The organism is Kitasatospora sp. NPDC041917 (assembly GCF_055589745.1).
Genome location: NZ_JBVJBI010000009.1, coordinates 115,488 through 136,774 on the forward strand (window position 1 = coordinate 115,488; position 21,287 = coordinate 136,774).

Here is a 21,287-nt window from a genome sequence, read left to right on the forward strand (position 1 = left end):
CCGGACACCGAGGGCGCGCCGGGCAGCGGCCGGGCCCGCTCCGGGTCCAGCAGCGGGGCGAGCAGGTCGCCGTGCGCGGCCAGCCGGTCGGGCACCTCGGCGAGCGTGAAGACCAGATCCCGCTCCTCGGTGGCCCGTTCCAGCTCCGCCCAGACCAGCGGGGTGGAGACGGTCGGCAGCGGCCGGGCCCGCAGGGTGTACGGCGCGGCGGTGGTCTTCTTGGCGTTGTTCTGCGACCAGTCGACCAGCACCCGGCCCCGGCGCCGGGCCTTGGCCATGGTGTGCACCACCAGCTCCGGGCGCTCGGCCTCCAGGGCGGCGGCCAGCGCCTTCGCGTACCCGGAGACCCGGGCGCTCGGCGTGGGCTCGATCGGGACCAGCAGGTGCAGGCCCTTGGAGCCGGAGGTCTTCACCCAGGCCGCCAGACCGTCCGCCGCGAGCCGCTCCCGCAGCAGCAGGGCGACCGTGCGGCAGGTGAGCACGTCGGCGCCCTCGCCGGGGTCGAGGTCCAGCACCAGCCGGTCGGCGAGGGCGGGCGCGGCCGCGTGCCACTGCGGGACGTGCAGCTCCAGGCAGCCCAGGTTGGCGACCGCCAGCAGCGCCGCGCCGTCCTCCAGCACCACCTGCCGCAGCTCGCCGGTGTTGCTCGGCACGTCGACCGTACGCACCCAGTCCGGGGTGCCGGGCGGCGGGTTCTTGGCGACGAACGCCTCCGCCTCGACGCCGTCCGGGCAGCGGAGGAAGGAGACCGGGCGGTCGCGCAGGTGCGGGAGCAGGGCGGTGTGCACGGCGGCGTAGTAGCGCAGCACCTCGCCCTTGGGCGTGCCGGTGCGCGGGTAGTACACCTTGTCGAGGTGGGAGAGGGCGAGGGTGCGCCCGTCCACCGTCATCTGCGGCACGCTCCGCCTCCGATGCCTCCGCTGTCTCCGATGCCTCAGGTGCCTCCGCTGTCTCCGGCGCCTCCGGTGGTGCCCCCGCAGCCAGTCTGCCCCGGTTCGGCGGCGGCCGCCCCGAGGGCTCCCGGGGTCCGTCCTCGGACTCCCGTCGTCCGCCCGCCGGGCGGCCGGGGCGCGCCCGGGTAGGTGCCGAAGTACCAGCGGTTGCCCTCCGGGTCGGCGGCGGCGAAGTCCCGCGAGCCGTAGTCGGTTTCGTACAGCCCGGTGGTGATCCGGGCCCCGGCGGCCACCGCGCGGGCGTGCACGGCGTCCGGGTCGGCGGTGACCACGTACGCGGTGAAGCCGCCCGGCCGGCCCGGCCAGGGCTCGGTGCCCTCGGGCGTCCCGCGCTCGGAGCCGAGCATCACGCCGCCGCCCTCGGGCCAGGCGAGTTCGGCGTGTGCGACGACGTCGCCCTCGCCGTAGGTGACGACCTCCTGGAAGCCGAAGGCCTCGACCAGGAAGCGGATCAGGGCCCGGGCGTCGGTGGCGCGCAGGCTGGGCCAGACCTGCGGGGCGGGGGTCTCGGTGGCGTCCATGGCTCACTCCTCGGGAAGCGTGGGTCGTCGTGCCGGTCGTTCCGCCTCCCACTCTGCGGCCGCACCCGGCGCCCCGCCTTGGACGTTTCGGAACTTCGCCTGCTCCGGCCCCTCCGCCGCCAGCCAGGCGCTCGGCGCGGCCCCGGCCAGCGCCCGGAACTCGCGGGCCAGGTGCGCCTGGTCGAAGTACCCGCAGCGCACGGCCAGTTCCGCGAGCCGGGGAGGCGGCTCGGTGGCGGCGAGCAGGCGCCGGGCGCGGTCGAAGCGCATCACCCGGGCGGCCGCTTTCGGGGTCAGCCCGGTCTCCCGGCGGAACCGCTCCTGGAGGTGCCGGGCGCTCCAGCCGGTCTCCCGGGCCAGCTCCGCCACCGGCAGCGCGCCGTGGCTGCGCCGCAGTGCCTGCCAGGCCCGGCCGACCTCGGGCGGCACCCGGCCGGAGGGCCGGGCGGTCCGCAGCAGCGCCCCGTCCAGCACGGCGAACCGTTCCGTCCAGTCGGGGGCGGCCAGCAGCTGCTCCCGTAGCCGCGGGGCGAACCGGCCGAGCACCTCCTCGGCGGGTACGTCGATCCCGGCCAACTCCCCGGCGGGCAGCCCGAACAGCGCCCGGGCGGCGAGCGGGTGCACGGCGATCTGCACGCCGGACTGCGCGCCCTCGTGGGTGATCAGCGCGGGGGTGGTGTGCAGTCCGCCGAGCAGGGCCGGGTAGCTGCCGGGCGGCTGTGCGGGATCGGGGTGCCCGGCGATCACCAGCGGCTCGTCGAGGGTGAGGATGAAGGTCAGGTACGGGGAGGGCAGGCCGCGGTGCACGGCGGGGGCGAGGCCGCGCTGCCGGTAGCCGGAGTACCAGGCCAGGTAGGGGCGCAGCGCCGTGGTGGGCCGGGCCCGGACGGCCTCGTCGACCGTCCGCTCGGCGTCCGTGGTCATCCTCCCAGTATCGGCGGTCGGGGCCGCCGGGCGTCGGGCCGGGGTCGCGGGCGGGGGCGGGGTTGCTTATGGTGAGGGCGCGGTCACACCCCTTCCGCTCCGACGGCGGGAGCCCGGGAGCGCCGCCGGGGGGATGCGGGGGGACCAGCGGGGGGAACCACCGACGAAGGAGTCCCCGTGACCACCACTGCCCGAGACATCATGCACACCGGCGCCCAGTGCGTCGGCGCCCACCAGACGCTGGCCGAGGCCGCGCGGATGATGCGCGACAAGAACGTGGGCGCGCTGCCGATCTGCGGCGACGACCAGAAGCTGAAGGGCATCATCACCGACCGCGACATCGTGCTGCGATGTATCGCGGAGGGCAAGGACCCGGCCAAGATGACGGCCATGGAGCTCTCCGGCCACCTGCACTGCGTGCGCGCCGAGGACAGCATGGAGGCGGTGCTGCGCAAGATGGAGCAGCACCAGATCCGGCGCATCCCGGTGATCGACGGCGACCGGCTGGTCGGCATGATCAGCGAGGCCGACCTGGCGATGGGGCACCGCGACGGCCAGCGGCTGACCGATCAGCAGATCATCGAGTTCATGGACAGCGTCTACATGAAGCAGTGACCGGCTGACACCCCGCGTGCCCCGTGCCTGCCCGCCCCCGTGACCGGCCGGTCCCCCGTACCGGCCGGGCTCTTCGAGCGTGCCGGGCGGGGCACCGGTTCGTCTTGTACAAATGCGCACCGTCGGCGATCGCGCACTTTCGGAGACCACGCGCCGTGCGCAGGCGTGCGCCTCAGCCTCCGGCGTCCAGGAGGGTGCTGGTCACCCGCCCGGTGACCCGGTCGGTGACCCGGCCGGCGGGCTCGGGCAGGGCGGCGGCGGTGCGCCGGGACGCCAGGAACGCGCTCGGCGAGCGGCCGACCATGGCGCGGAAGGTCCGGTCGAGGTGCGACTGGTCGTAGTAGCCGCAGCGCGTGGCCAGGTCGGCGCCCGTGGTTCGCGCCCCGGCGGGGCGGCGCCCGAAGGGGTGGTCCCCGGCTGTCCGCTCCTCGTGGGCGGTCAGGACGTGGAGGGTGCGCTGGAGCCGGAGGATGCCGGCCGCCTGCTTGGGGGCCAGCCCGAGGTGCTCGCGGAAGCGCAGCTCCAGCCTGCGACGGCTCCAGCCGGTGCCCTCGACCAGGGCGCCGATCGGCACCAGCCCGTGGGTGTGCCGCAGCTGCCGCCAGACCCAGTGCACGGACGGGTCCCAGTCCGGCCCGTACGCGAACAGCGCACCGAAGTAGCCGTCCAGCATGGCGAACCGGGCCGGCCAGCTCGGGGCGTGGGCCAGCCGGTCGGTCAGCGCCCGCAGCCGCGGGCCCAGCACGTCCCCGGCCTCGGCCCAGTGCCCGCCGAGCTCGCCGGCCAGCGGACCGAACGCCCGGAAGGCGCCCTGCGGAGTGAGCGAGACGGCCAAACCGTGCAGCACGCCCGCGTGTTCGGCGATCGTCGCGGTGCGGCGCAGCCCGGCCGCGACCGAGCCGAAGGCGGTGGCGGGCGCGGGCGAGACGGCGTCGGTGAGGCTCATCGTGCCTTCGAAGGCGAGGGCCACGGTGACCACGTCCGTCGGCACCTCCAGCCGTCGGAGCGGCTGGCGCAGGGCCAGCCGGTAGCCGCGGTAGCCGAGGACGTACGGGCGCAGCGGCGCGGCGGGGGTGCCGAGGACCGTCCCGGGCGCGGTGGTGGGGAGGGTGCTCCGGGTCATCGCAACTCCCGTGCTCGGCCTGGCGGGTGGCAGGTACCCGAACCATCGTAGGCGCCGCCGGGCGGCCTTGGAGGGCGCGGACGGCGGTCGGTCGGCTTCGGACGGCCCGGGCCGCCCGAGAGGCCGTCTCAGGGGTCGGAACCTCCTTTCCCACCAGTCGGGATGCGGGCACACTTGCGCCCATGGGAAAGCAGTACGAACGCATCGACGGCCGGCTGCGCGGTTTCATCGAGCGCCAGCCGGTCTACTTCGTCGCCACCGCCCCGCTGGCCGCCGACGGGCATGTCAACCTCTCGCCCAAGGGCCGCGCCGGGACGCTCGTGGTGATCGACGAACTCACCCTCGCCTATCTGGACTTCGGCGGCTCACAGGCCGAGACCGTCGCCCACCTGCGGGAGAACGGCCGGATCACCCTGATGTGGTGCGCCTTCGAGGGGCCGCCGACCGTGGTGCGGGTGCACGGGCGCGGCGAGCCGGTCTTCCGGGACGACCCGCGGTTCGCAGGACTGCTGCGCCACTTCGACCCGGCCGCGGACGGCTCCGGTCTGCGGGCGATCGTGCTGGTCGAGGCCGAGCGGGTCAGCGACTCCTGCGGGTACGCGGTGCCGTTCATGGACTACCGCGCCGACCGCGACCTGCACGCCCAGTACTTCGACCGCAAGGACGAGGAGGAGTTCGGCGCCTACTGCGAGCGCAAGCCACTGGTCGGCACCAGCATCGACGGCCTGCCGGCCGTCCCGCTGCCGCTCCCGCCCCGGCCGTCCTGACCGGCAGGGCTGCCCCGATCTCGCGGGCCCCGGGCACGACGAGGCCGCCGCACCCCGGGGTGGGGTGCGGCGGCCTCGTGGCGTGCGGTCCTACTTGGTCAGACCGGCCTTGGCGGAGCAGACCGGCCAGGCGCCGGGGCCCTGGGCGGCGAGCACCTTCTCGCCGACGGCGATCTGCTGCGCCTTGGTGGCCTGGTGGGCCTGCGGGGCGTAGGCGGTGCCACCGAAGGCGGCCCAGGTGCTGGAGGTGAACTGCAGGCCGCCGTAGAAGCCGTTGCCGGAGTTGACGGCCCAGTTGCCGGTCGCCTCACAGGCGACGACCTTGTCCCAGACCGTGGCCGGCGCGGCGGAGGCGCTGGTGGCCGCGACGAGGCCGGCCGCGGGCAGGGCGGTGAGCGCCCCGGCCATCAGAGCCATCCGGACGCGGTTGCGGCGCTTCGGGGTGGCGGTGGTGGCGGCAGCGGCGGTCTCGTTGCGGAAGGTCATGGAGTTCCTTTCGGAGGGTTCGCGAGCGCGCGGAACCAGACCCTCGGAAGGCCGTCGGTTTCGGGGACACGTCACTCGCGTGGTTCTGCACCGTCCTGCCCGGGGGCGGTTGGCCCGGCCGGAGCGGATCGCTCGGTGCAACGGGTTCGAAGTTACGGGGGTGGTCGTGGCGGTTTCAAGGATTCGAAGGTTTAGCCATGTCAGAAGGCTGTTACCGGGCGTAAGGATCAAGGAATTGTGGCGATTTCGCCCGATTTACCCCTATTTCCAAGATCAAATAGCCCGGGGAAGTGGCCCGCGCCACTCCGGACCCCCCACGGAACCGCTGTGAGGCCGCCCACACGGTCGACAGCGCGTGACGGTCGGCCAGCCGCCGGTGCCGGATTCGGCGCCCCGGCCACCGCCCCGGGTGGCCCGGGCCACAGCCCTCACCCGGAGAGCCCGCCGCCGTCACTCCCGGTGGCGGGCATAGCCTCATTTCCATGAGCAACGAGAGCGATGCAGCGGACACGGCGGACGCGGGAGAGGCGGCCGCCGGTACGGGTGGGGCGGCGGACGCCGGCGCGCGAGGGGGCGCCGCGGCCGGGGTGCCGACCGGCGCCCCGGGGCACGAGGCCGCGGCCGCACCCGCCGGCTTCGAGCTGGGCACCGACGGCCCCGGCGTGATCCTGGCCGGCCTGGACGGCTCCGACTCCTCCTGGCGCGCCACCGCCTACGCCGCCGGACTGGCCCGCCGGCAGGGCGCCGTCCTCGCGGTGGCGTACATCCAGCCGATCCTCGGCGCCGCGACCGCCCTGGCCGGGGCCGCGGTGGAGGAGACCACCCAGGAGATCGCCGAGGGACTGCTGGCCGCGCTGCGCGAGGCCGAGCACCGGGTGCGCGAGGTGTGGAAGGTGGAGTGGCGCTTCCTGACCATGCGCGGCGACCCGTACGGCGGCCTCGCCAAGCTCGCGGACGAGCTGCGCGCCGACGCCGTGGTGGTCGGCGTCTCCGAGCAGGCGGGGCACAAGGTGATCGGCTCGGTGGCCGTCCGGCTGGTCAAGGCCGGCCGCTGGCCGGTCACCGTCGTGCCGTAGGGCGATCGCCCCGGCCCGCGGCCGGGCAGCCGCCCGAGGAGGGCCGGGGCGGCGGCCGGTAGGGTGCGTGACCATGACGGACACGCGGGGCACGCACCCCTCCGAGCCCGCCCACTCGACCGGCAACGACCTGCACCTCGACCTCCCCGCCACCGGGGGTCGGCGCGCCGCGCTGATGGCGGCGCTGCGCGAGGCGATCCGCAGCGGCAGACTGGCCCCCGGCACCCGGCTGCCGCCCTACCGCGCCCTCGCCACCGACCTCGGCCTGGCCCGCAACACCGCCGCCGAGGCCTACGCCGAACTCGTGGCCGAGGGCTGGCTGACCGCCCGCCAGGGCTCCGGGACCACCGTGGCCGAACGCGCCGAGCCCGTCCCGCGCACCCGGGCCCGCCGGCCCGTCCGCCGTCCCGGTCCCACCCACGACCTGCGGCAGGGGCAGCCCGACGCCGCCTCCTTTCCGCGCACCGCCTGGCTCGCCGCCGCCCGCCGGGCCCTCACCGGCGCCCCCAACGAGGCCTTCGGGCCCGGCGATCCCCAGGGCCGGCGCGAGCTGCGCACCGTCCTCGCCGACTACCTCGCCCGCGCGCGGGGGGTGCGCACCGACCCCGACCGGATCGTGGTCTGCTCCGGCTTCGCCCACGCGCTGCGGCTGCTCTTCGACGGCGCCGCACCCGTCCTGCCGCCCGCCGAGCACGGCCCGCTGGCTGTCGAGGCGTACGGGCTGGGCTTCCACCGCGGGCTGCTGGCCGCCGCGGGCGTTGCCACCGTTCCGCTGTCGATCGACGAACTGGGCGCCCGGACAGGTGAGTTGGCCCGGTATCCGGAGGTCCGGACGGCCCTGCTCACCCCCGCCCACCAGTTCCCGACCGGCGGCCCGCTGCACCCGGGCCGCCGCGCGGCCGTGGTCGACTGGGCACGCGGGCGCGGCGGGCTGCTCCTGGAGGACGACTACGACGGGGAGTTCCGGTACGACCGCCAGCCGGTCGGCGCCCTCCAGGGGCTCGACCCCGAACGAGTGGTCTACCTCGGCAGCGCCAGCAAGAGCCTGACCCCCGCGCTGCGGCTCGGCTGGATGGTGCTGCCCGACCACCTGGTGGACCGGGTGCTCGCCGCCAAGGGCGAACGCGAGGGCTGGGCCAGCGCCCTGGACCAGCTCACGCTCGCCGATTTCATCGACTCCGGCGGCTACGACCGGCACGTGCGTCGGATGCGCCGCCGCTACCGGGACCGCCGCGACCAGCTGGTGGCCGCACTGGCCGCCCGCGCTCCGCACATCGAGGTCTCCGGCATCGCGGCCGGCCTGCACGCGGTGCTGCGACTGGAGCCGGGCACCGAGCGCTCGGTGCTCAAGGCCGCCGCCTACCGGGGCCTGGCCGTCGAGGGGCTCGCCGACTACCGCCACCCGGCGATCGGCGAGGAGGCGATGCCCGCCGTCGACGGACTGGTGGTCGGCTACGCCACGCCGCCGGACCACGCCTACCCGGTGGCGCTCGGCGCGCTCTGCGACATCCTGCCGCCCTGCGGGTGACGGGGCAGGGGAGGAGCGGCGAAGCATAGGGCCCCGGGCACGCCCGTGGGGGCGGAACGCGGGCGGCGGGTGCGCGGTGTCCGTTCGCCGCTCCTGCGTCGGTACGGACCGGGGCCGAGGAACGCAACCCGGGCGGAGGCGAGGCCTACGCTCCTTGGTCATGCGCAGAACACATCCGAGTCGCGCCGCGCTCGCCGCGTGTCCGGCCCTCGTCGTCGGTCTGCTCCTCGCCGCCGCCCCCGCCGCCCGGGCCGACACCCAGCTGCCCCTCACGGCCGTCTCCGACAAGCAGACGACCGTCCGGGGCGGCGAGTTCACGCTCTCCCTGACGCTGACCAACCCGTACGACACCCCGATCCAGTTCGTCTACCAGAGTGTCCAGGAGACCTACGCCACCAGTCTGGAGAACGGGCTCAAGTTCACCGCGACCGCCTGCGGCACCCAGACCAACGGGTGCAGTGACAACGTCCACGGCGGCATCGCCCGCTACAGCGTTCCACTCGCCCCGGGCGCCAGCAGCGCCTTCACGGTGACGTACGCCGTCGCCCCGGATTCGGCCTGCGGCCCGGAGACCCGGATCGACTTCTACTCCTACCTGTACTACGAGTACAACGGCGGTGAGACCAACAACTCGGGGATCATCGGCATCCCCGGTACCCAGGTCGCCTGCGCCTGACCCGGCGGGACCGTCGGCGTCGTCGGCAGCCCGTCGCGGGCGCCCGGGCCTCCCCGGTGCGGACCCCGCCCTGCGCGACCCCCTGTTCACCCGTCAGGTGCCGGCTTCCCCCGTGCCGGCACCTGACGGGCCCTTCGCGTTCCCGGAGACCTTCGCGTCCCCGGGGCCGTCGCGCTGTCGGGGCGGTTCGCGCGCTCCGCGGCCGATGGCCGGGGCCCGGGTGCGGCGGCGCTCCGGGGTCCGCACCCGGGGTCCGCGCCGACGCCGGGACGGTACGCCGGGTTGACGTCCGGCGATGGCCTCCGGGCCGTTCGGCAGGGCCCGGGCCGGTGCTGGAATGCCTTTGGCGGCACGGGGACCGCAGGGGCGAACGGATGTTCCCGGAGTTTATGTGACTGTGGGGGCGGACCGGGTGAGATTCACCCTATCGGGGGGTAGTGGGCCTCCGTGCGGGCCCGGTCGGGTCCTGGTGATCTAGGGTTCCGGATGGGCCGCCCGGAGATGGCGGCCGCCTTTCGCGTGAAACACCAACGCCCCCACCAGTAAGCGGATCTGATGATCCGTCATGACATGCGCCAGGACGGGCCGGTGTGCCCCTGGACGCGTGACCCGATCACAGGAATGGAGATCCCTGCCGATGACCGTGGACACGAGCCCGGAGGCAGTGCAGGCCAAGCAGCAGAGCCTCGCGACAGCCGCTGCCCGGAACCTTGCCACCACGACCAAGTCCGCACCGCAGATGCAGGAGATCACCTCCCGCTGGCTGCTCAAGGTGCTTCCCTGGGTCCAGGCGGCCGGTGGCGCCTACCGCGTCAACCGCCGGCTCACCTACGCCGTCGGCAACGGGGTGGTGGAGTTCATCAAGACCGGCTCCCAGGTCCGGGTGATCCCGGCGGAGCTGGGCGAGCTGGCGCTGCTGCGCGGCTACGAGGAGGAGGACGTCCTCACCGCCCTGGCCGACCGCTGCCAGCAGCGGGACTTCGGCCCCGGCGAGGTGCTCGCCACCCAGGGGGACGCCGCCGACAAGATCTTCCTGATCGCGCACGGCAAGGTCAACAAGATCGGCACCGGCAAGTACGGCGACGACATCGTGGTCGGCGTGGCCGGCGACGGCGACCGCTTCGGCGAGGACGCGCTGCTGAACCCGGACGCCACCTGGGAGTTCACCGCCAAGACCGCCACCGCCGGTGTCGCCCTGACGCTGACCCGGGCGGACTTCGCCGCCATCCGGGACAACGCCCCCAGCCTCCAGGAGCACCTCCAGGCCTTCCTGGCCCTGCCGCTCCAGGCGCAGAACGAGCGCGGCGAGGCCGAGATCGCCATGTCGGCCGGCCACCGCGGCGAGTTCGAGCTGCCCGGCGCCTTCGTGGACTACGAGCTCAAGCCCCGTGAGTACGAGCTGAGCGTCGCGCAGACCGTCCTGAAGGTCCACACCCGCGTCGCGGACCTGTACAACCAGCCGATGAACCAGACCGAGCACCAGCTGCGGCTGACGATCGAGGCCCTGCGCGAGCGCCAGGAGCACGAGATCGTCAACAACCCGGAGTTCGGCCTGCTCAACAACGCCGACTTCGACCAGCGCATCCAGACCCACTCCGGCCCGCCCACCCCGGACGACCTGGACGAGCTGCTCAACCGTCGCCGTGACCCCGACTACCTGCTCGCCCACCCGCGGACCATCGCCGCGATCGGCCGGGAGTTCAACGCCCGTGGGCTGTACCCCACCCACGTCGACCTCGGCGGGCAGCAGGTGCCGGCCTGGCGCGGGGTGCCGATCCTGCCGTGCAACAAGATCCCGGTCACCAAGGAGAACACCAGCTCGATCCTGGTGATCCGTACCGGTGAGGACAACCAGGGCGTCATCGGCCTGCACCAGACCGGCATCCCGGACGAGTACCAGCCGTCGCTGTCGGTCCGCTTCATGGGCATCGACGAGAAGGCGATCATCTCGTACCTGGTCAGCGCCTACTACTCGACCGCCATCCTGGTGCCGGACGCGGTCGGCGTGCTGGAGAACGTGGAGATCGCGCACCGCCGCGGCTGAGCGCACGGAACAGTGGGCGCGGGCCGTAACCGGCCGGCTCGAAGATCGTTTGACCTGATGACGGACGGCCCGCCCCCCGAAGGCGGGCCGTCCGCCTGACCATGTCTGATCACTTCTGGTCGTACCCGATGGAATGTCCATCAGGAATGCGACCGTATCTGATCTTTCTCCCCGTCTTGATCGTTCCGCCCATTCCCCTGAGGTCGGTCGGCCCGAGCCGTTCCGTCCTCCCCGGACGACCCGAGAGGTGTGTGGAGCCCATGCCCCAGCGTCGGCAGATCCGCCGGATACCGCCCGGCGGCGGTGGGGGCGCGGCGCCCGGGCGACGGGTGCGGCTGATCGGCGCGGCGGCCTGCGTGGTCGCGGTCTGCGCGCTGGTCGGCGGAGCGACCGCCTCCGGCGCGGGGCAGTCCGGCCGGCCCCCGCGCGGTCCGGCGGTGGACGTCTGCGTGTGCGACGAGACCGACGTGTCGCTGTCGGTACGGCCGGGCGGGCAGGTGACCGTCGGCGTGGACGTGGACGTGGACGTCCAGGTCGGAGTCGGCGTCGCGCCGGGCGCCGGTGGTCCGGGGCACCACGGGCCCAAGCCGCCGCACGGGCACCACCCCTGCCACCCGCCCAAACCCGGCCCCAAGCCCACCTCGAAGCCCAGCCCGAAGCCGACTTCGAAGCCCACCGCGCCGCCCTTCTCCCTGCCGCCCACGACCGCGCTTCCCACCCCCTCGATGCCCTTCCCGTCGACGCCCTTCTCCTCGCCCCCGCGCCCGACGGGGTTGCGCAGCGAGCCCGGGCGGCCGGTCGAGGGGCAGGCCGGGCCCGGGCAGGTCGGGCCGGGGCGCGGCGGCGACGACCACGAGGACGACTGGTGGGGGGACGACTGGCCCGACGACGACTGGTGGGGGGACCACGGCTGGCACCACCACCATCACCACCCGCATCCCTGCCCCAGCCCGACGCCCACCCCCACGCCGACTCGTACGCCGACCCCGACAGCCACGCTGACGCGTACGCCCACGCCCACCCCCACGCCCACGTCCACGCGTACGCCGACCCCGAGTCCCACGCCGACTCCCACGCCGACAACGTCGCCCACGCCGACGCCGACTCCGACGCCGACGCCGACACCCACTCCCACGCCGACGCCGACGCCGACGCCGACATCCACTCCCACGCCGTCGCCGAGCCCTACGCCGACCCCGACTCCTACGCCGTCGCCGAGCCCCAGTGCGACTCCGAGCCCGAGTCCATCGCCGAGCCCGAGCCCGAGCCCGAGTTCGACGCCCAGCCCGAGTCCGGCCCCCACGCCGTCACCGACCGTGCCCACGCCGACCCCGTCGTCGCCCGGTCCGACTCCGGACCCCACCCCGGCGCCCGCGTCACCCGCGCCCCCGGCGTCGCCGGCCCCCGCCTCGCCGTCGGTCCCCACGCGGCCACCCGCCCCGGCGCCGGCTCCGCCCGCCCCCGCGCCCGCTGTGCCCGTTCCGGACCCCGTGGCCCCCGTGCCGGCGGCCGCGAGCCCGGTCGCGCCCAGCCCCGCGGCCTCGCCGAGCGCGGTGCGTCCGAGCCCGCTGTGGCCGACCCCGTCGGCTCGACCGGTGTTCCACGCCCCGGCGACGAAGCCCGCGCCCATGGCCCGGCACCACCAGGGCATCTCGATGACCACCACGATGCTGATGATCATGGTTCCTGCCGTGATCGCGGCGGCTGCCCTGCGGCCGGGTCGCGGTGGCCGAGGACGCGGTGGCCGCTCGGGTCCGTCCTGACCGTCTCCCGGCGGTCCGTCGACCGGTTTCCGGTCGGCGGCGGCCCCGCCCCTGCGGCCCGGGGCCGCCCCCTGAACCTTTTCCTTTCCGTCACAAGCCAAGCCAGAGAAGGGAGTTCCCATGTCCGAGTGGGTGGCGTTGATCATCGCCATGGCGTCGGCCTGTGCCGTCGTCGTGGCGGTGGTGGTGCTCAGGCAGCGCCGACCGATCGAGGAGAGCACCGACGAGACCCCGGACGTCATCGAGTACATCACGATGATGATCGGGGTGGTCTACGCGATCGTCCTGGGTCTCGCCATCGCGGGTGTCTGGGAGGCGCGCGGCGCCGCACAGGACGACCTGTTCCGCGAGGCGCAGTCGCTGCGCGAGGTGAGCGACCGCGCGGTGATCTACCCGGTGGAGTTCCGGGACCAGGTCCGGGCCGACGTGGACGCCTACGTCTCGTACGTCGTGAACACCGAGTGGGACTACATGAAGGAGAACGGGGCGATCACCGAGAAGGGCGACCAGCTGCTCCAGAAGCTCCAGAACGACGTCGCCACCCGGGTGCCCGCCTCCGACCTGGAGTCGCAGTCCTACCAGCCGATCATGGACCGGGTCAGCGAGGCATCGGAGGCCCGCAATTCGCGCGGGCAGAACGCCGGGCCGACGATGCCCGGGGTGGTCTGGCTCGGTCTGATCGGCGGTGCGGTGGTGACCGTCGGCATGCTGTTCGCGCTGCAGATCCGGCGCACGCCGCGGGAGTTGACCCTGGCGCTCTGCTTCAGCGTGCTGATCGCCTTCCTGCTGTTCATGATCTGGGACTTCGACAATCCGTTCTCCCGGAGTGTGTCGGTGACCACTCAGCCGTTCGAGGACCTCTTCCCCTCGCTCAACCTCGGCGGCTGAGCGGGCGGAATCCGCTCGGTGTCGGCTCGGCCTCCGCCCGGGATCCGGCCAGGTGATCTTCGGATAATCTGGCCCGGATTGTCGGGGGCCGGCCCCGGCGGAAGGAACAAGGGGATTCTCAGCAGTGTCCGACCCGACGCCGGATCTCGGCGCCCACTACCCGCCGGCCCGCCCGGAGCGCGCCTGGTTGTGGCTGCCCGCCTCGGAACGGCTCCGGCGGAAGAAGCAGCGCCGGATGTGGGAGGAGTACCGGAAGCGCTACCGCCCGGAGGACGAGGCCAAGGCCCGGCGGCGCAAGCACCTCCGGGACGAGGGTACGGACTGCTGCCTCGACGGCTGCTGCGAGTTCGCCGACCCCTGCCTGATCGCCCTGATCCCGGTGATGATGGTCTCCGGCGTCCGGTTCGCCCTCACCGGCGCGCGCGGACGCCGGACGGCCGACCCGTCGGCCCCCGCCCCGCGCGGGTTCGCGGCCGGAGTGCTGTACGGCGCGGTGCGCCACTACCGCACCGAGGTCAGCCCCCGGCGTCCGGCCTGCTGCCCGTACACGCCGTCCTGCTCGACCTACGCGGTGCAGGCACTGCACCGGCACGGCGCGCTGCGCGGGGCCCGACTGACGGCCGGACGGCTGCTGCGCTGCCGCCCGGGCGCCGGCGGGACGGACCCGGTGCCGCCGCGCTGAGCCGCGTCGACTCTCGGGCGGTCGAGGCACGGAGGCACGGACGGCCCGCGCGGAGTTTCCGCGCGGGCCGCCGCTCATGCGCTCATGGCCGATGGAGCGTCAGCGCAGGCTGCTGTCCATCGAGTTGAGCATCGTGCCGGAGGCGTCGTCGTTCTCCAGGGAGAAGGCGAACAGCCCGCCCAGGCCCTTGCTCTTGGCGTAGGCCCCGCGCGCCTGGACGGCCTGCGGAGTGTCGCCGGTCCAGAAGTTGGTGCCGTCGTAGACCCAGCTGCTCTCGGTGACCGGGTCCCAGTGGGTCTGCGCCGCGGTCGGGTTGAGCTCCTTCCAGGCGGCCAGGCCGGCCTCCTGGCTCAGCGGCTTCTTCGCCGTCGGGCCGGTCGCGCTCTGGTACAGGCCGTAGTTGGAGCCGGCCGGGACGCCGGTCCAGCCGCGCCAGTAGAACGGGATGCCCAGCACGATCTTGTTCGCCGGGAAGCCGCCGGGGATGCCGTACTCGGGCAGGCCGGTGGTGTACGCGGCGATCGTGGTGTCCACGTTGTACTTGCGGGTGCCCGGGGTGATCGGTGTGGTCGGGTCGGCCGGGCTGTCGTGCAGCGGGTCCTGGTGGTTGGTCGGGCCGGTGGCGTCCCACGCGCCGTGCATGTCGTAGGACATCACGTCGGCGTAGTCCAGGTAGGCGCCGATCTTGTCGGTCTCCAGCTGGGCGACCTTGTCCTGGCCGCTGGGCAGCGCGGCGGTCAGCAGGTACCGCTTGCCCTGGGCGGCGCCGAGGGCGTCCAGCTGGGTGCGGAACTCCTTGAGCAGCAGGGTGTAGTTCTGCTTGTCGGCCGCGGAGTAGTGGTTGCCGGTGTGGCCGCCGGCCGAGCCCGGGTACTCCCAGTCGAGGTCGACGCCGTCGAAGAGGCCCGCCGCCGAGGCCGGGCCGCCGGAGGCGTCACCGGCCACGCCGGTCGGCAGGTTCCCCTTGAGGAACATGTCGACGCAGGAGGAGACGAAGGCCTTGCGGGAGGAGTCGGTGGCCGCCGCGTCGGAGAAGTACTTGGAGTACGTCCAGCCGCCGATCGAGATGGTGAAGCGCAGGTTCGGGTACTTGGCCTTCAGCTGCCGGAGCTGGTTGAAGTTGCCCTTGAGCGGCTGCTCCCAGGTGTCGCTGCTGCCGTCCACACTGGTGCCGGCGCCGTAGTCGGCCTGGTAGTCGGCGTAGGCGTCGCCCGCGCCGTCACCGGCGTTCGGGTTGGACTCGTTGGCCGAGTCGGAGGCCTTCACCGCCTGGAAGCAGGTGAACTTCGTGGGGTCGATGTTGGCGAACGCGTAGTGGACGACGTCCAGCTTGGCCGCCGCGCCGCTGGTGTCGACGTTCTTCGCGTTGTACGCGTTCTCGTAGACGCCCCACTGGTCGAAGTAGGCCGAGCGGACCGGCTGCTGGGCCGGGGCGGCCGCGGTCGTGGTGCTCACCGGGGCGGACTGGGCGGAGGCGTGGCTGCCGGAGTAGCCCTGGACGCTGAAGGTGTAGCTCTTGCCCGGCAGCAGCGAGCTGACCGCGACGGAGGTGCCCATCGAGGTGGCGACGAGCTGGCCGTTGGACCACACCTTGTAGGCGACGGCGCCGTCACCGCTGGTGAGGGTGGAGGGCTGCCAGGTGAGCACCACCGCGTTGGACGTCGTCCTGGTGACCGCGAAGCCGGTCGGGGTGGTGACCTTGCCGTCCCCGGCCGGGCCGCTCGCGGTGGCCGTCGGGGTCGGGGTGGTGGTCGTGGGGGTGCCGGTCGGGCTGTTGGTCGCCGTCGGGCTGCCGGTGGCGGTCGGGCTGCCGGTCGCCGTGGGGCTCGCGGTCGCGGTCGGGCTGGCCGTGGCGGTCGGACTGGTGGTGGCCGTGGGGCTGGCGGTCGCGGTGGGCCCGGCCGGGCCGGTCAGGGTGAGGTCGTCCGCGTAGTACGTGCCGGTGCCGTACCAGCCGTGGGTGAAGACCGTGACGGAGGTCGTGGTGGCACCGGTGGTGAAGGTGGTGCTCAGCTGGTTCCAGCCGGTCCCGCCCGGCGTCCACACCGAGGAGTTGACGCCGGTACCGGTGGCGCCCAGGTAGACGTAGCTGCCCTGGACCCAGCCGGCCAGGGTGTACGTGGTGTTCGGCTGGACGGCGACGGTCTGCTGGCACTGCGCGGTGTCGGCGGCCGAGGCGGCGCCGCTGAGCGCGCGGCTCCCGCCGTGCACCGGGGTGGTGACGACGGACCCGTTGGAGCAGGTCCAGCCGGCCAGGGTGCCGGTCTCGAAGTCGCCGTTGGCCAGCAGGTTGACCGGGGCGGCCGAGGCGGAGCCGAAGGTCAGGGCGATGGCGGCGCCGCTGGTGGTCAGGGTGGCGGCCAGGGCCAGCGCGGTGGCCCGTCTGCGCTGGGCGGCCCGGCGGCCGGCACGCTCCCCGGCGGGGTTGGCGGGCCGTGCGGGCATGACGCGATCGTGCATGCGGTGGGTCCTCCGGATGTGTGGGGGTTCCGGCGGTGCGGTGGCCCGGACGGGCCGAGGGGAGCCGGCCCGGGCGCGGTGGGGGCGCGCGGGCTGGTGACACGTGCTGACGAGCGGTGCGCGGACACGACGGGCGGTCGGCCCGTGCACGTCACGACTGAACAGATTGGACTGGACCAATATTCGCCGTCAAGGGTGTCCGCCCGCTGGACCGCCTCCGGCCCCGGCGGCGGCGGCCCCGGACAGCGGCGGCCGGGGTGGCGCGGGCCCGATAGGTTGGCCGGTACGAGCAGGCCCGTCGAACGCAGGAGGCGCGATGGACAGCCAGGACTGGGACGACCGCTACGCCGCGAGCGAGCTGGTGTGGGGCACGGCGCCCAACCAGTGGGTGGTCCGTGAACTGACCGGCCGCACCCCCGGCCACGCCCTCGACCTCGCCGCCGGAGAGGGCCGCAACGCCATCTGGCTGGCCGCCCAGGGCTGGGAGGTCACCGGACTGGACTTCTCCGCCGTCGCCCTGGAGCGCGCCGAACGGCTCACCGCCGACCTGCCCGACGAGGTCGCCGACCGGCTCACCTGGCGCCACGGCGACGCCCGCGCCTTCGAGGCCCCCGCCGCCGGCTACGACCTCGTCCTGGTCGCCTACCTCCAGATCCCGGCCTCGGGCCGCCGGGCCGCTCTGCGCCGCGCCGCCGACGCGCTCGCCCCCGGCGGCACCCTGCTCGTCATCGGGCACGACCTGAGCAACCTCACCGAGGGCGTCGGCGGCCCGCAGGACCCGGCCGTGCTCTTCACCCCCGAGGACGTCCTGGCCGACCTCGCCGACCGCGGGCTGCGCCCCGTCCGGGCCGAGCGGGTGCACCGTACGGTCGGCGGCGAGCCCGGGCACAAGGGCGGTGAGGCCGGCGCGGGCGGACGGGTCGCGGTGGACGCGCTGGTGCGGCTGGAGCGCGGCGCCGGGTGACTCCCGGCCGCCGGCCCTCGGGGAGGCCGGCGGCACCTGCCGTCCGGCGGAGCCCGGTCCGCCCGGCGGCGTACGACGGCTGACGAGGCCTCAACTAGCGTGTGAGCCATGAGGATTCGCGTGCTTCCGGCGACCGTGGCCGCCGCGCTGCTGCTGACCGGTTGCGGTGGTGCGGGTCCGGGCTCCGGCTCCGCCGACGAGGAGCGGCCGGGGCCCGGACCGGCCGGCGTGTCGCCGACCGGCCCGCCCTCGGCCGCCGTGCCCTCGGCGGCCGCGCCCTCGGGCAGTGCGCCCCCGGCCGGTGCCGAGCGTCGCGCCGACGGCGCCCAGCTGCTCTACCGCGCCGGGGGCGGCCGCAGCGCGCAGAACCCGGCCTTCTCCCCGGACGGCCGCTCCGTCCTGCTGACCGAGTTCAGCGGGGGCTACAACAAGGGCGCCGCCGCCCTCGGCGTCCTGTCACTGGACGGCGGCGCCCCGCGCACGGTGCTGGCGGACCCCGACCGGGCGGCCGTCAACCTCCCGGGCGCCAGCTGGAACGCGGCCGCCGACGCCTTCGCCTTCGCCACCGACCGGGAGTCCGGGCACGACGAGATCTGGCTGATGCGGCCGGGCGGCGCCCCCGAGCGGGTGACCGGGCACGCCGACGGCAGTGGCTACAGCGAGCCGAGTTTCTCCCCGGACGGCGAGTGGATCGTCTTCCAGCAGAGCCGGGAGCCGGAGCACGCCGCCGTGCCGGGCGACGCGGCCGAACAACAGGACTCGCTCTGGAAGGTCCGCCGCGGCGGCGGCGCTCCCGTCCTGCTGGTGGACGGCCGGGGCACCGGCACCGACAACCGGCAGCCGAACTGGTCCCCGACGGGCGACCGGATCGTCTTCCAGCGGCGGAGCGCGGGCCGCGAGGACTGGTCGCTGTGGACGGTGGACCCGGACGGCGGCGGACTGCGGCGGGTCACCGGGGCGCCGGGCGAGCACACCGACCCGAGCTGGTCCCCGGACGGCCGCTACCTGGTCTTCTCCTCCACCCTGGGCGACCTGCCGAACGCCCAGGTCTTCGTGCTGGAGGCGGCCGGCGGCACTCCCGTCCGGGTGACCCGCGACGACGGCGCCTACGACGGCGCGCCGAGCTGGTCCCCGGACGGGCGGTGGATCGCCTTCGAGTCCGCCCCGGGCGGCGAGGCCGGCCCCGCCGCCCTCTGGCGCATCCCGGCGCCCGGCCCGGTGTCCGTCAGCCGACGGTGATCGTCACCACCGAGTACTGCGCGACGGTCAGCGGCACGCTGACCGTCCCGCCGGTGACGGTGTACGGGACGGCCTTGGGCGCCGGGTCGGTGCCGTCCGGACTCGCGACGGTGACGGCGGAGACGCTCGCCCCGGCCGGGAGGGCCCAGGAGAGCGTGCAGTTGGCGGGCGCGCTGCGGAACGCCGCCGGGGTGTCGCCGAAGTTGGTGAAGTTCACCAGGTGGACGACGGTGTCGGTGTCGAGCCGTCGGGCGTCCAGGAAGATCCGGCGGTCCCCGGCCAGGGTGACCTCCGGCGGGGCGGACTGGCGGACGGCGGTGAGCAGTTGGTCGGCCGAGGCCTGGTCGGTCCTGGTGAGGTAGCTCAGCCCGGGCAGCGCCTTGACGTACCAACAGCTGCCGCTGCCGTAGGAGTTCTGCCTGGTGGCGGGCAACGGGTCGGCCCTGCGCAGGCCGAGCACGTCGGAGAGCGCGAACTCGCTGCGCTGTCCGCCCAGTTCGTCGAGCGCGGTGGGTGCCGGGCCGGTGATCACGATCGTCCCGCCGGCCGCGACGAACCCGCGCAGCAGCGCCGCCTCGGCGTCCGAGACCGCCTGGAGGTTGGGCAGCAGCAGGACCTTGAACCGGGCCAGGTCGTCGGCGGTCAGGCCGGGGCTGGGCACCGTGTCGAACGGGACGTGGGCGTAGACCAGCGCCTTGACGGTGCCCCGGAACTCACCGAGCCAGGGCAGCGAGGCGCAGCTCATCTCCGGGTCGTCGCCGCCCCACCAGTCGGCGATCCCGGCCGGGGCCGTGGCGTTGACGTACATCCCGTTGCCCTCGCCGGGGGACACGTAGTCCCGGGACGGCGCGGAGTGGTAGACGCCGACCCGCGCGATCGACACCGGGTCGTAGAGCCTGGTCTGGTTGGTGCGCACGAAGCGGTACATCCGGGTGCGCATCGCGGCGTCCACGGTGTCGTTCTTGAACGGGGTCTTCACCTCGTACGGGTTGCAGCCGGCCGCGATCAGCTGGGACATCACCAGCGAGGCGTCGTCGGCCTGCCAGCCGTAGGAGAACGCCCAGGCCGGCTTGGTGCCGCTGGCGGCGCGGGCGTACTTGTACATGGAGATCAGGCAGACCCAGTCGGCGGCGGTGGCGTGCCGCATGCCGTCGTAGTTGCCGAGGATGTCCACCTCCCAGACCTGGCCGACGGCGCCGGGGGCCTGGCGCAGGTAGCCGCCGTCCAGGCCGATCGAGGTGGCGTAGCGGTAGTCCATCGACACGGTCTCGACGAAGGTGACCAGGTCGGGGTTGACCGAGCGGCCGGCGTCGGCGATGTCCAGCTGGAACCGGAGCAGGTTGCGGTGGCGCCACTCGACGTAGCGGCGGAAGACCGGGTCGGCGAAGTTCGCGGCCTTGGGCAGGGCGAGGCCGGTGTCGGCCTTGAACGCGGCCGCTCCCCAGGTGGAGGCGTCGCACCAGGAGAGCACGCCGTCGAAGTAGATCGGGACGTCCGGCCAGATGCCGTCCACACCGGTCGCGGCCACGCCCTTGATCCGCTTGAGGTAGTAGTCCCGCCAGGGCGAGTTGGGGCTGAGCCAGACGCTCTCGTCGCCCGGGTCGACCCAGACCACCACGCTGCCGTAGAACACGTTGGGCTTGCCGGCGAGGTCGCGCTGGACCCAGTTCTTGCCCTGGTCGTTCTTGTAGAAGGAGCGGCCCTTCTCCCCGCCGGGGGAGATCAGCTCCAGCGACGGGTAGTACATGACGACCTTGAGGCCGGCCGCGTGGGCCAGGCCGGTGAACTGCTTCACCTCGGCCATGTGGGCGGCGAACTGGGCGTCGGTGAGCCAGTCGGAGAGCAGGGTGTCCAGCTCGATGACGCTGACCTCCTGCGCCTTGAGGGCGTCCACGGCGCTCTGCATGTCGGCGGGCTCGTTGAAGGTGCCGTCGGCGATGCGGGCGTAGCGGGCCCAGTCCGGCCAGGTCTGCGCGGCGGCTCCGGCGCGCAGCCCGGCGTGGGAGGACGGCCAGAGGCCGTCGTACTGCGCCGTGCCGAAGTCGCTGTCCGGTGCCGGGGCGGCCCAGGCCGTGCCGCCGGGCAGCAGCCGGACGGTGGCCAGCGCGCCGCCGGCGCCGAGGCCGGCCCGGAGCAGCCGGCGCCGGCCGAGGCGGGGTCCCTCCGGTCGCTGCGGTGTTGCGTGCTGTCCGGTTCCGTCGTGCCGTTCGGTTCCTTCGTGCTGCTCGGGCATGGTGGTCCCCCCAGCGAGAGCGGGCGGCGCGCGTCGGCACGGCCCGGGAACGGTCGTGAGCACTGCGAGTCGTGGGTACTTCTCCGTCGTGGGCACGGTGAGGCGTGGGCACCGCGATCGGCGCGTGGACGGCGCGTCGGTGCTGCCGGGCGCCGTCCCGGGGCCGACCCTAGACCGTGTGCCGCCCCGGCCGTCCGGTCGCGGTCCACGGTTACGCCAGACGTCGGACCGCCGGTTCCCTCAGTGTGCGGACCGTTGTCGGGGTGAGGTCCGGGGGAGTACGGGGTACAGGTGCTCGCAGGGCACCGTCGATGATCATAAATTCTCTACAGTGCTGTAGATTCG

17 protein-coding genes and 1 pseudogene are annotated in these 21,287 nt (G+C 74.1%); 10 read left to right on the forward strand and 8 right to left on the reverse strand.

All coding sequences use genetic code 11. The features are described 5' to 3' along the window. Nucleotides 1-20: 20 nt before the first annotated feature. From ligD to ACZ6EM_RS13590, 3 genes and pseudogenes are all read right to left on the reverse strand, one after another. Nucleotides 21-890: pseudogene (ligD, locus tag ACZ6EM_RS13580) on the reverse strand (non-homologous end-joining DNA ligase); the annotation flags it as partial. Between the two features lie 44 nt (nt 891-934). Continuing rightward, complete coding sequence (locus tag ACZ6EM_RS13585) at nt 935-1,474, reverse strand: VOC family protein (RefSeq protein WP_401053040.1); 540 nt, start codon at nt 1,472-1,474, stop codon at nt 935-937. Between the two features lie 3 nt (nt 1,475-1,477). Continuing rightward, complete coding sequence (locus ACZ6EM_RS13590; RefSeq protein WP_465772409.1) at nt 1,478-2,398, reverse strand: helix-turn-helix domain-containing protein; 921 nt, start codon at nt 2,396-2,398, stop codon at nt 1,478-1,480. A 201-nt stretch (nt 2,399-2,599) separates the two neighbouring features. On the opposite strand from ACZ6EM_RS13590, the gene ACZ6EM_RS13595 reads away from it, so the two are divergent. Then, the gene (locus tag ACZ6EM_RS13595) at nt 2,600-3,013 is read left to right on the forward strand and encodes a CBS domain-containing protein (protein ID WP_401055269.1); all 414 of its coding nucleotides are present in this window, start codon (nt 2,600-2,602) and stop codon (nt 3,011-3,013) included. 172 nt (nt 3,014-3,185) lie between these two features. Here the strand turns inward: ACZ6EM_RS13595 and ACZ6EM_RS13600 are convergent, their stop codons facing one another. After that, complete coding sequence (locus ACZ6EM_RS13600; protein WP_401055268.1) at nt 3,186-4,136, reverse strand: AraC family transcriptional regulator; 951 nt, start codon at nt 4,134-4,136, stop codon at nt 3,186-3,188. A 182-nt stretch (nt 4,137-4,318) separates the two neighbouring features. On the opposite strand from ACZ6EM_RS13600, the gene ACZ6EM_RS13605 reads away from it, so the two are divergent. Then, the gene (locus tag ACZ6EM_RS13605; protein WP_380549213.1) at nt 4,319-4,903 is read left to right on the forward strand and encodes a pyridoxamine 5'-phosphate oxidase family protein; all 585 of its coding nucleotides are present in this window, start codon (nt 4,319-4,321) and stop codon (nt 4,901-4,903) included. Nucleotides 4,904-4,993: 90 nt separating this feature from the next. Here the strand turns inward: ACZ6EM_RS13605 and ACZ6EM_RS13610 are convergent, their stop codons facing one another. Beyond that, on the reverse strand, nt 4,994-5,389 hold the full coding sequence (locus tag ACZ6EM_RS13610) for a transglycosylase family protein (RefSeq protein ID WP_452180267.1): 396 nt from the start codon (nt 5,387-5,389) through the stop codon (nt 4,994-4,996). A gap of 482 nt (nt 5,390-5,871) precedes the next feature. On the opposite strand from ACZ6EM_RS13610, the gene ACZ6EM_RS13615 reads away from it, so the two are divergent. From ACZ6EM_RS13615 to ACZ6EM_RS13630, 4 genes are all read left to right on the forward strand, one after another. Further along, on the forward strand, nt 5,872-6,465 hold the full coding sequence (locus tag ACZ6EM_RS13615) for a universal stress protein (protein WP_465772410.1): 594 nt from the start codon (nt 5,872-5,874) through the stop codon (nt 6,463-6,465). Nucleotides 6,466-6,538: 73 nt separating this feature from the next. Further along, nucleotides 6,539-7,993 carry a MocR-like pyridoxine biosynthesis transcription factor PdxR gene (gene pdxR / locus ACZ6EM_RS13620; protein ID WP_465772411.1) on the forward strand — a complete coding sequence of 485 codons (1,455 nt, stop codon included), beginning with the start codon at nt 6,539-6,541 and terminating at the stop codon, nt 7,991-7,993. Between the two features lie 160 nt (nt 7,994-8,153). Continuing rightward, nucleotides 8,154-8,669 carry a hypothetical protein gene (locus ACZ6EM_RS13625; protein ID WP_401054888.1) on the forward strand — a complete coding sequence of 172 codons (516 nt, stop codon included), beginning with the start codon at nt 8,154-8,156 and terminating at the stop codon, nt 8,667-8,669. Between the two features lie 637 nt (nt 8,670-9,306). Further along, on the forward strand, nt 9,307-10,713 hold the full coding sequence (locus ACZ6EM_RS13630; RefSeq protein ID WP_401055190.1) for a family 2B encapsulin nanocompartment shell protein: 1,407 nt from the start codon (nt 9,307-9,309) through the stop codon (nt 10,711-10,713). A 925-nt stretch (nt 10,714-11,638) separates the two neighbouring features. Here the strand turns inward: ACZ6EM_RS13630 and ACZ6EM_RS13635 are convergent. Beyond that, a complete protein-coding gene (locus ACZ6EM_RS13635; RefSeq protein ID WP_465772412.1) occupies nt 11,639-12,394 on the reverse strand; it encodes a hypothetical protein in 756 nt (251 codons plus the stop codon). A 202-nt stretch (nt 12,395-12,596) separates the two neighbouring features. Between ACZ6EM_RS13635 and ACZ6EM_RS13640 the strand changes: the two genes are divergently transcribed. After that, the gene (locus ACZ6EM_RS13640) at nt 12,597-13,364 is read left to right on the forward strand and encodes a bestrophin-like domain (protein ID WP_465772413.1); all 768 of its coding nucleotides are present in this window, start codon (nt 12,597-12,599) and stop codon (nt 13,362-13,364) included. Nucleotides 13,365-13,488: 124 nt separating this feature from the next. Beyond that, nucleotides 13,489-14,046, forward strand: a complete 558-nt coding sequence (gene yidD / locus ACZ6EM_RS13645; protein ID WP_401045832.1) for a membrane protein insertion efficiency factor YidD — start codon at nt 13,489-13,491, stop codon at nt 14,044-14,046. Between the two features lie 99 nt (nt 14,047-14,145). Here yidD and ACZ6EM_RS13650 read toward each other — a convergent pair whose 3' ends face one another. After that, complete coding sequence (locus ACZ6EM_RS13650) at nt 14,146-16,506, reverse strand: glycosyl hydrolase family 18 protein (protein WP_465772414.1); 2,361 nt, start codon at nt 16,504-16,506, stop codon at nt 14,146-14,148. Nucleotides 16,507-16,822: 316 nt separating this feature from the next. Here ACZ6EM_RS13650 and ACZ6EM_RS13655 point away from each other — a divergent pair, with 316 nt between their 5' ends. Next, nucleotides 16,823-17,470, forward strand: coding sequence for a class I SAM-dependent methyltransferase (locus tag ACZ6EM_RS13655; RefSeq protein ID WP_465772415.1), 648 nt, complete (start codon nt 16,823-16,825; stop codon nt 17,468-17,470). A 108-nt stretch (nt 17,471-17,578) separates the two neighbouring features. Continuing rightward, nucleotides 17,579-18,709 carry a TolB family protein gene (locus ACZ6EM_RS13660; RefSeq protein WP_465772416.1) on the forward strand — a complete coding sequence of 377 codons (1,131 nt, stop codon included), beginning with the start codon at nt 17,579-17,581 and terminating at the stop codon, nt 18,707-18,709. On the opposite strand, the gene ACZ6EM_RS13665 is transcribed toward ACZ6EM_RS13660, so the two are convergent. Then, nucleotides 18,696-20,942 carry a hypothetical protein gene (locus ACZ6EM_RS13665; RefSeq protein WP_465772417.1) on the reverse strand — a complete coding sequence of 749 codons (2,247 nt, stop codon included), beginning with the start codon at nt 20,940-20,942 and terminating at the stop codon, nt 18,696-18,698. The two genes, ACZ6EM_RS13660 and ACZ6EM_RS13665, sit on opposite strands and share 14 nt — an antisense overlap. Nucleotides 20,943-21,287: the final 345 nt, after the last annotated feature.

Excerpts from the sequence above, each read along its gene's own strand:
- ACZ6EM_RS13585 (WP_401053040.1), bottom strand. The coding sequence starts at position 1,474 with ATGGACGCCACCGAGACCCCCGCCCCGCAGGTCTGGCCCAGCCTGCGC.
- ACZ6EM_RS13590 (WP_465772409.1), bottom strand. The coding sequence starts at position 2,398 with ATGACCACGGACGCCGAGCGGACGGTCGACGAGGCCGTCCGGGCCCGG.
- ACZ6EM_RS13595 (WP_401055269.1), top strand. The coding sequence starts at position 2,600 with ATGCACACCGGCGCCCAGTGCGTCGGCGCCCACCAGACGCTGGCCGAG.
- ACZ6EM_RS13600 (WP_401055268.1), bottom strand. The coding sequence starts at position 4,136 with ATGACCCGGAGCACCCTCCCCACCACCGCGCCCGGGACGGTCCTCGGC.
- ACZ6EM_RS13605 (WP_380549213.1), top strand. The coding sequence starts at position 4,319 with ATGGGAAAGCAGTACGAACGCATCGACGGCCGGCTGCGCGGTTTCATC.
- ACZ6EM_RS13610 (WP_452180267.1), bottom strand. The coding sequence starts at position 5,389 with ATGACCTTCCGCAACGAGACCGCCGCTGCCGCCACCACCGCCACCCCG.
- ACZ6EM_RS13615 (WP_465772410.1), top strand. The coding sequence starts at position 5,872 with ATGAGCAACGAGAGCGATGCAGCGGACACGGCGGACGCGGGAGAGGCG.
- pdxR (WP_465772411.1), top strand. The coding sequence starts at position 6,539 with ATGACGGACACGCGGGGCACGCACCCCTCCGAGCCCGCCCACTCGACC.
- ACZ6EM_RS13625 (WP_401054888.1), top strand. The coding sequence starts at position 8,154 with ATGCGCAGAACACATCCGAGTCGCGCCGCGCTCGCCGCGTGTCCGGCC.
- ACZ6EM_RS13630 (WP_401055190.1), top strand. The coding sequence starts at position 9,307 with ATGACCGTGGACACGAGCCCGGAGGCAGTGCAGGCCAAGCAGCAGAGC.
- ACZ6EM_RS13635 (WP_465772412.1), bottom strand. The coding sequence starts at position 12,394 with ATGATCATCAGCATCGTGGTGGTCATCGAGATGCCCTGGTGGTGCCGG.
- ACZ6EM_RS13640 (WP_465772413.1), top strand. The coding sequence starts at position 12,597 with ATGTCCGAGTGGGTGGCGTTGATCATCGCCATGGCGTCGGCCTGTGCC.
- ACZ6EM_RS13650 (WP_465772414.1), bottom strand. The coding sequence starts at position 16,506 with ATGCACGATCGCGTCATGCCCGCACGGCCCGCCAACCCCGCCGGGGAG.
- ACZ6EM_RS13655 (WP_465772415.1), top strand. The coding sequence starts at position 16,823 with ATGGACAGCCAGGACTGGGACGACCGCTACGCCGCGAGCGAGCTGGTG.
- ACZ6EM_RS13660 (WP_465772416.1), top strand. The coding sequence starts at position 17,579 with ATGAGGATTCGCGTGCTTCCGGCGACCGTGGCCGCCGCGCTGCTGCTG.
- ACZ6EM_RS13665 (WP_465772417.1), bottom strand. The coding sequence starts at position 20,942 with ATGCCCGAGCAGCACGAAGGAACCGAACGGCACGACGGAACCGGACAG.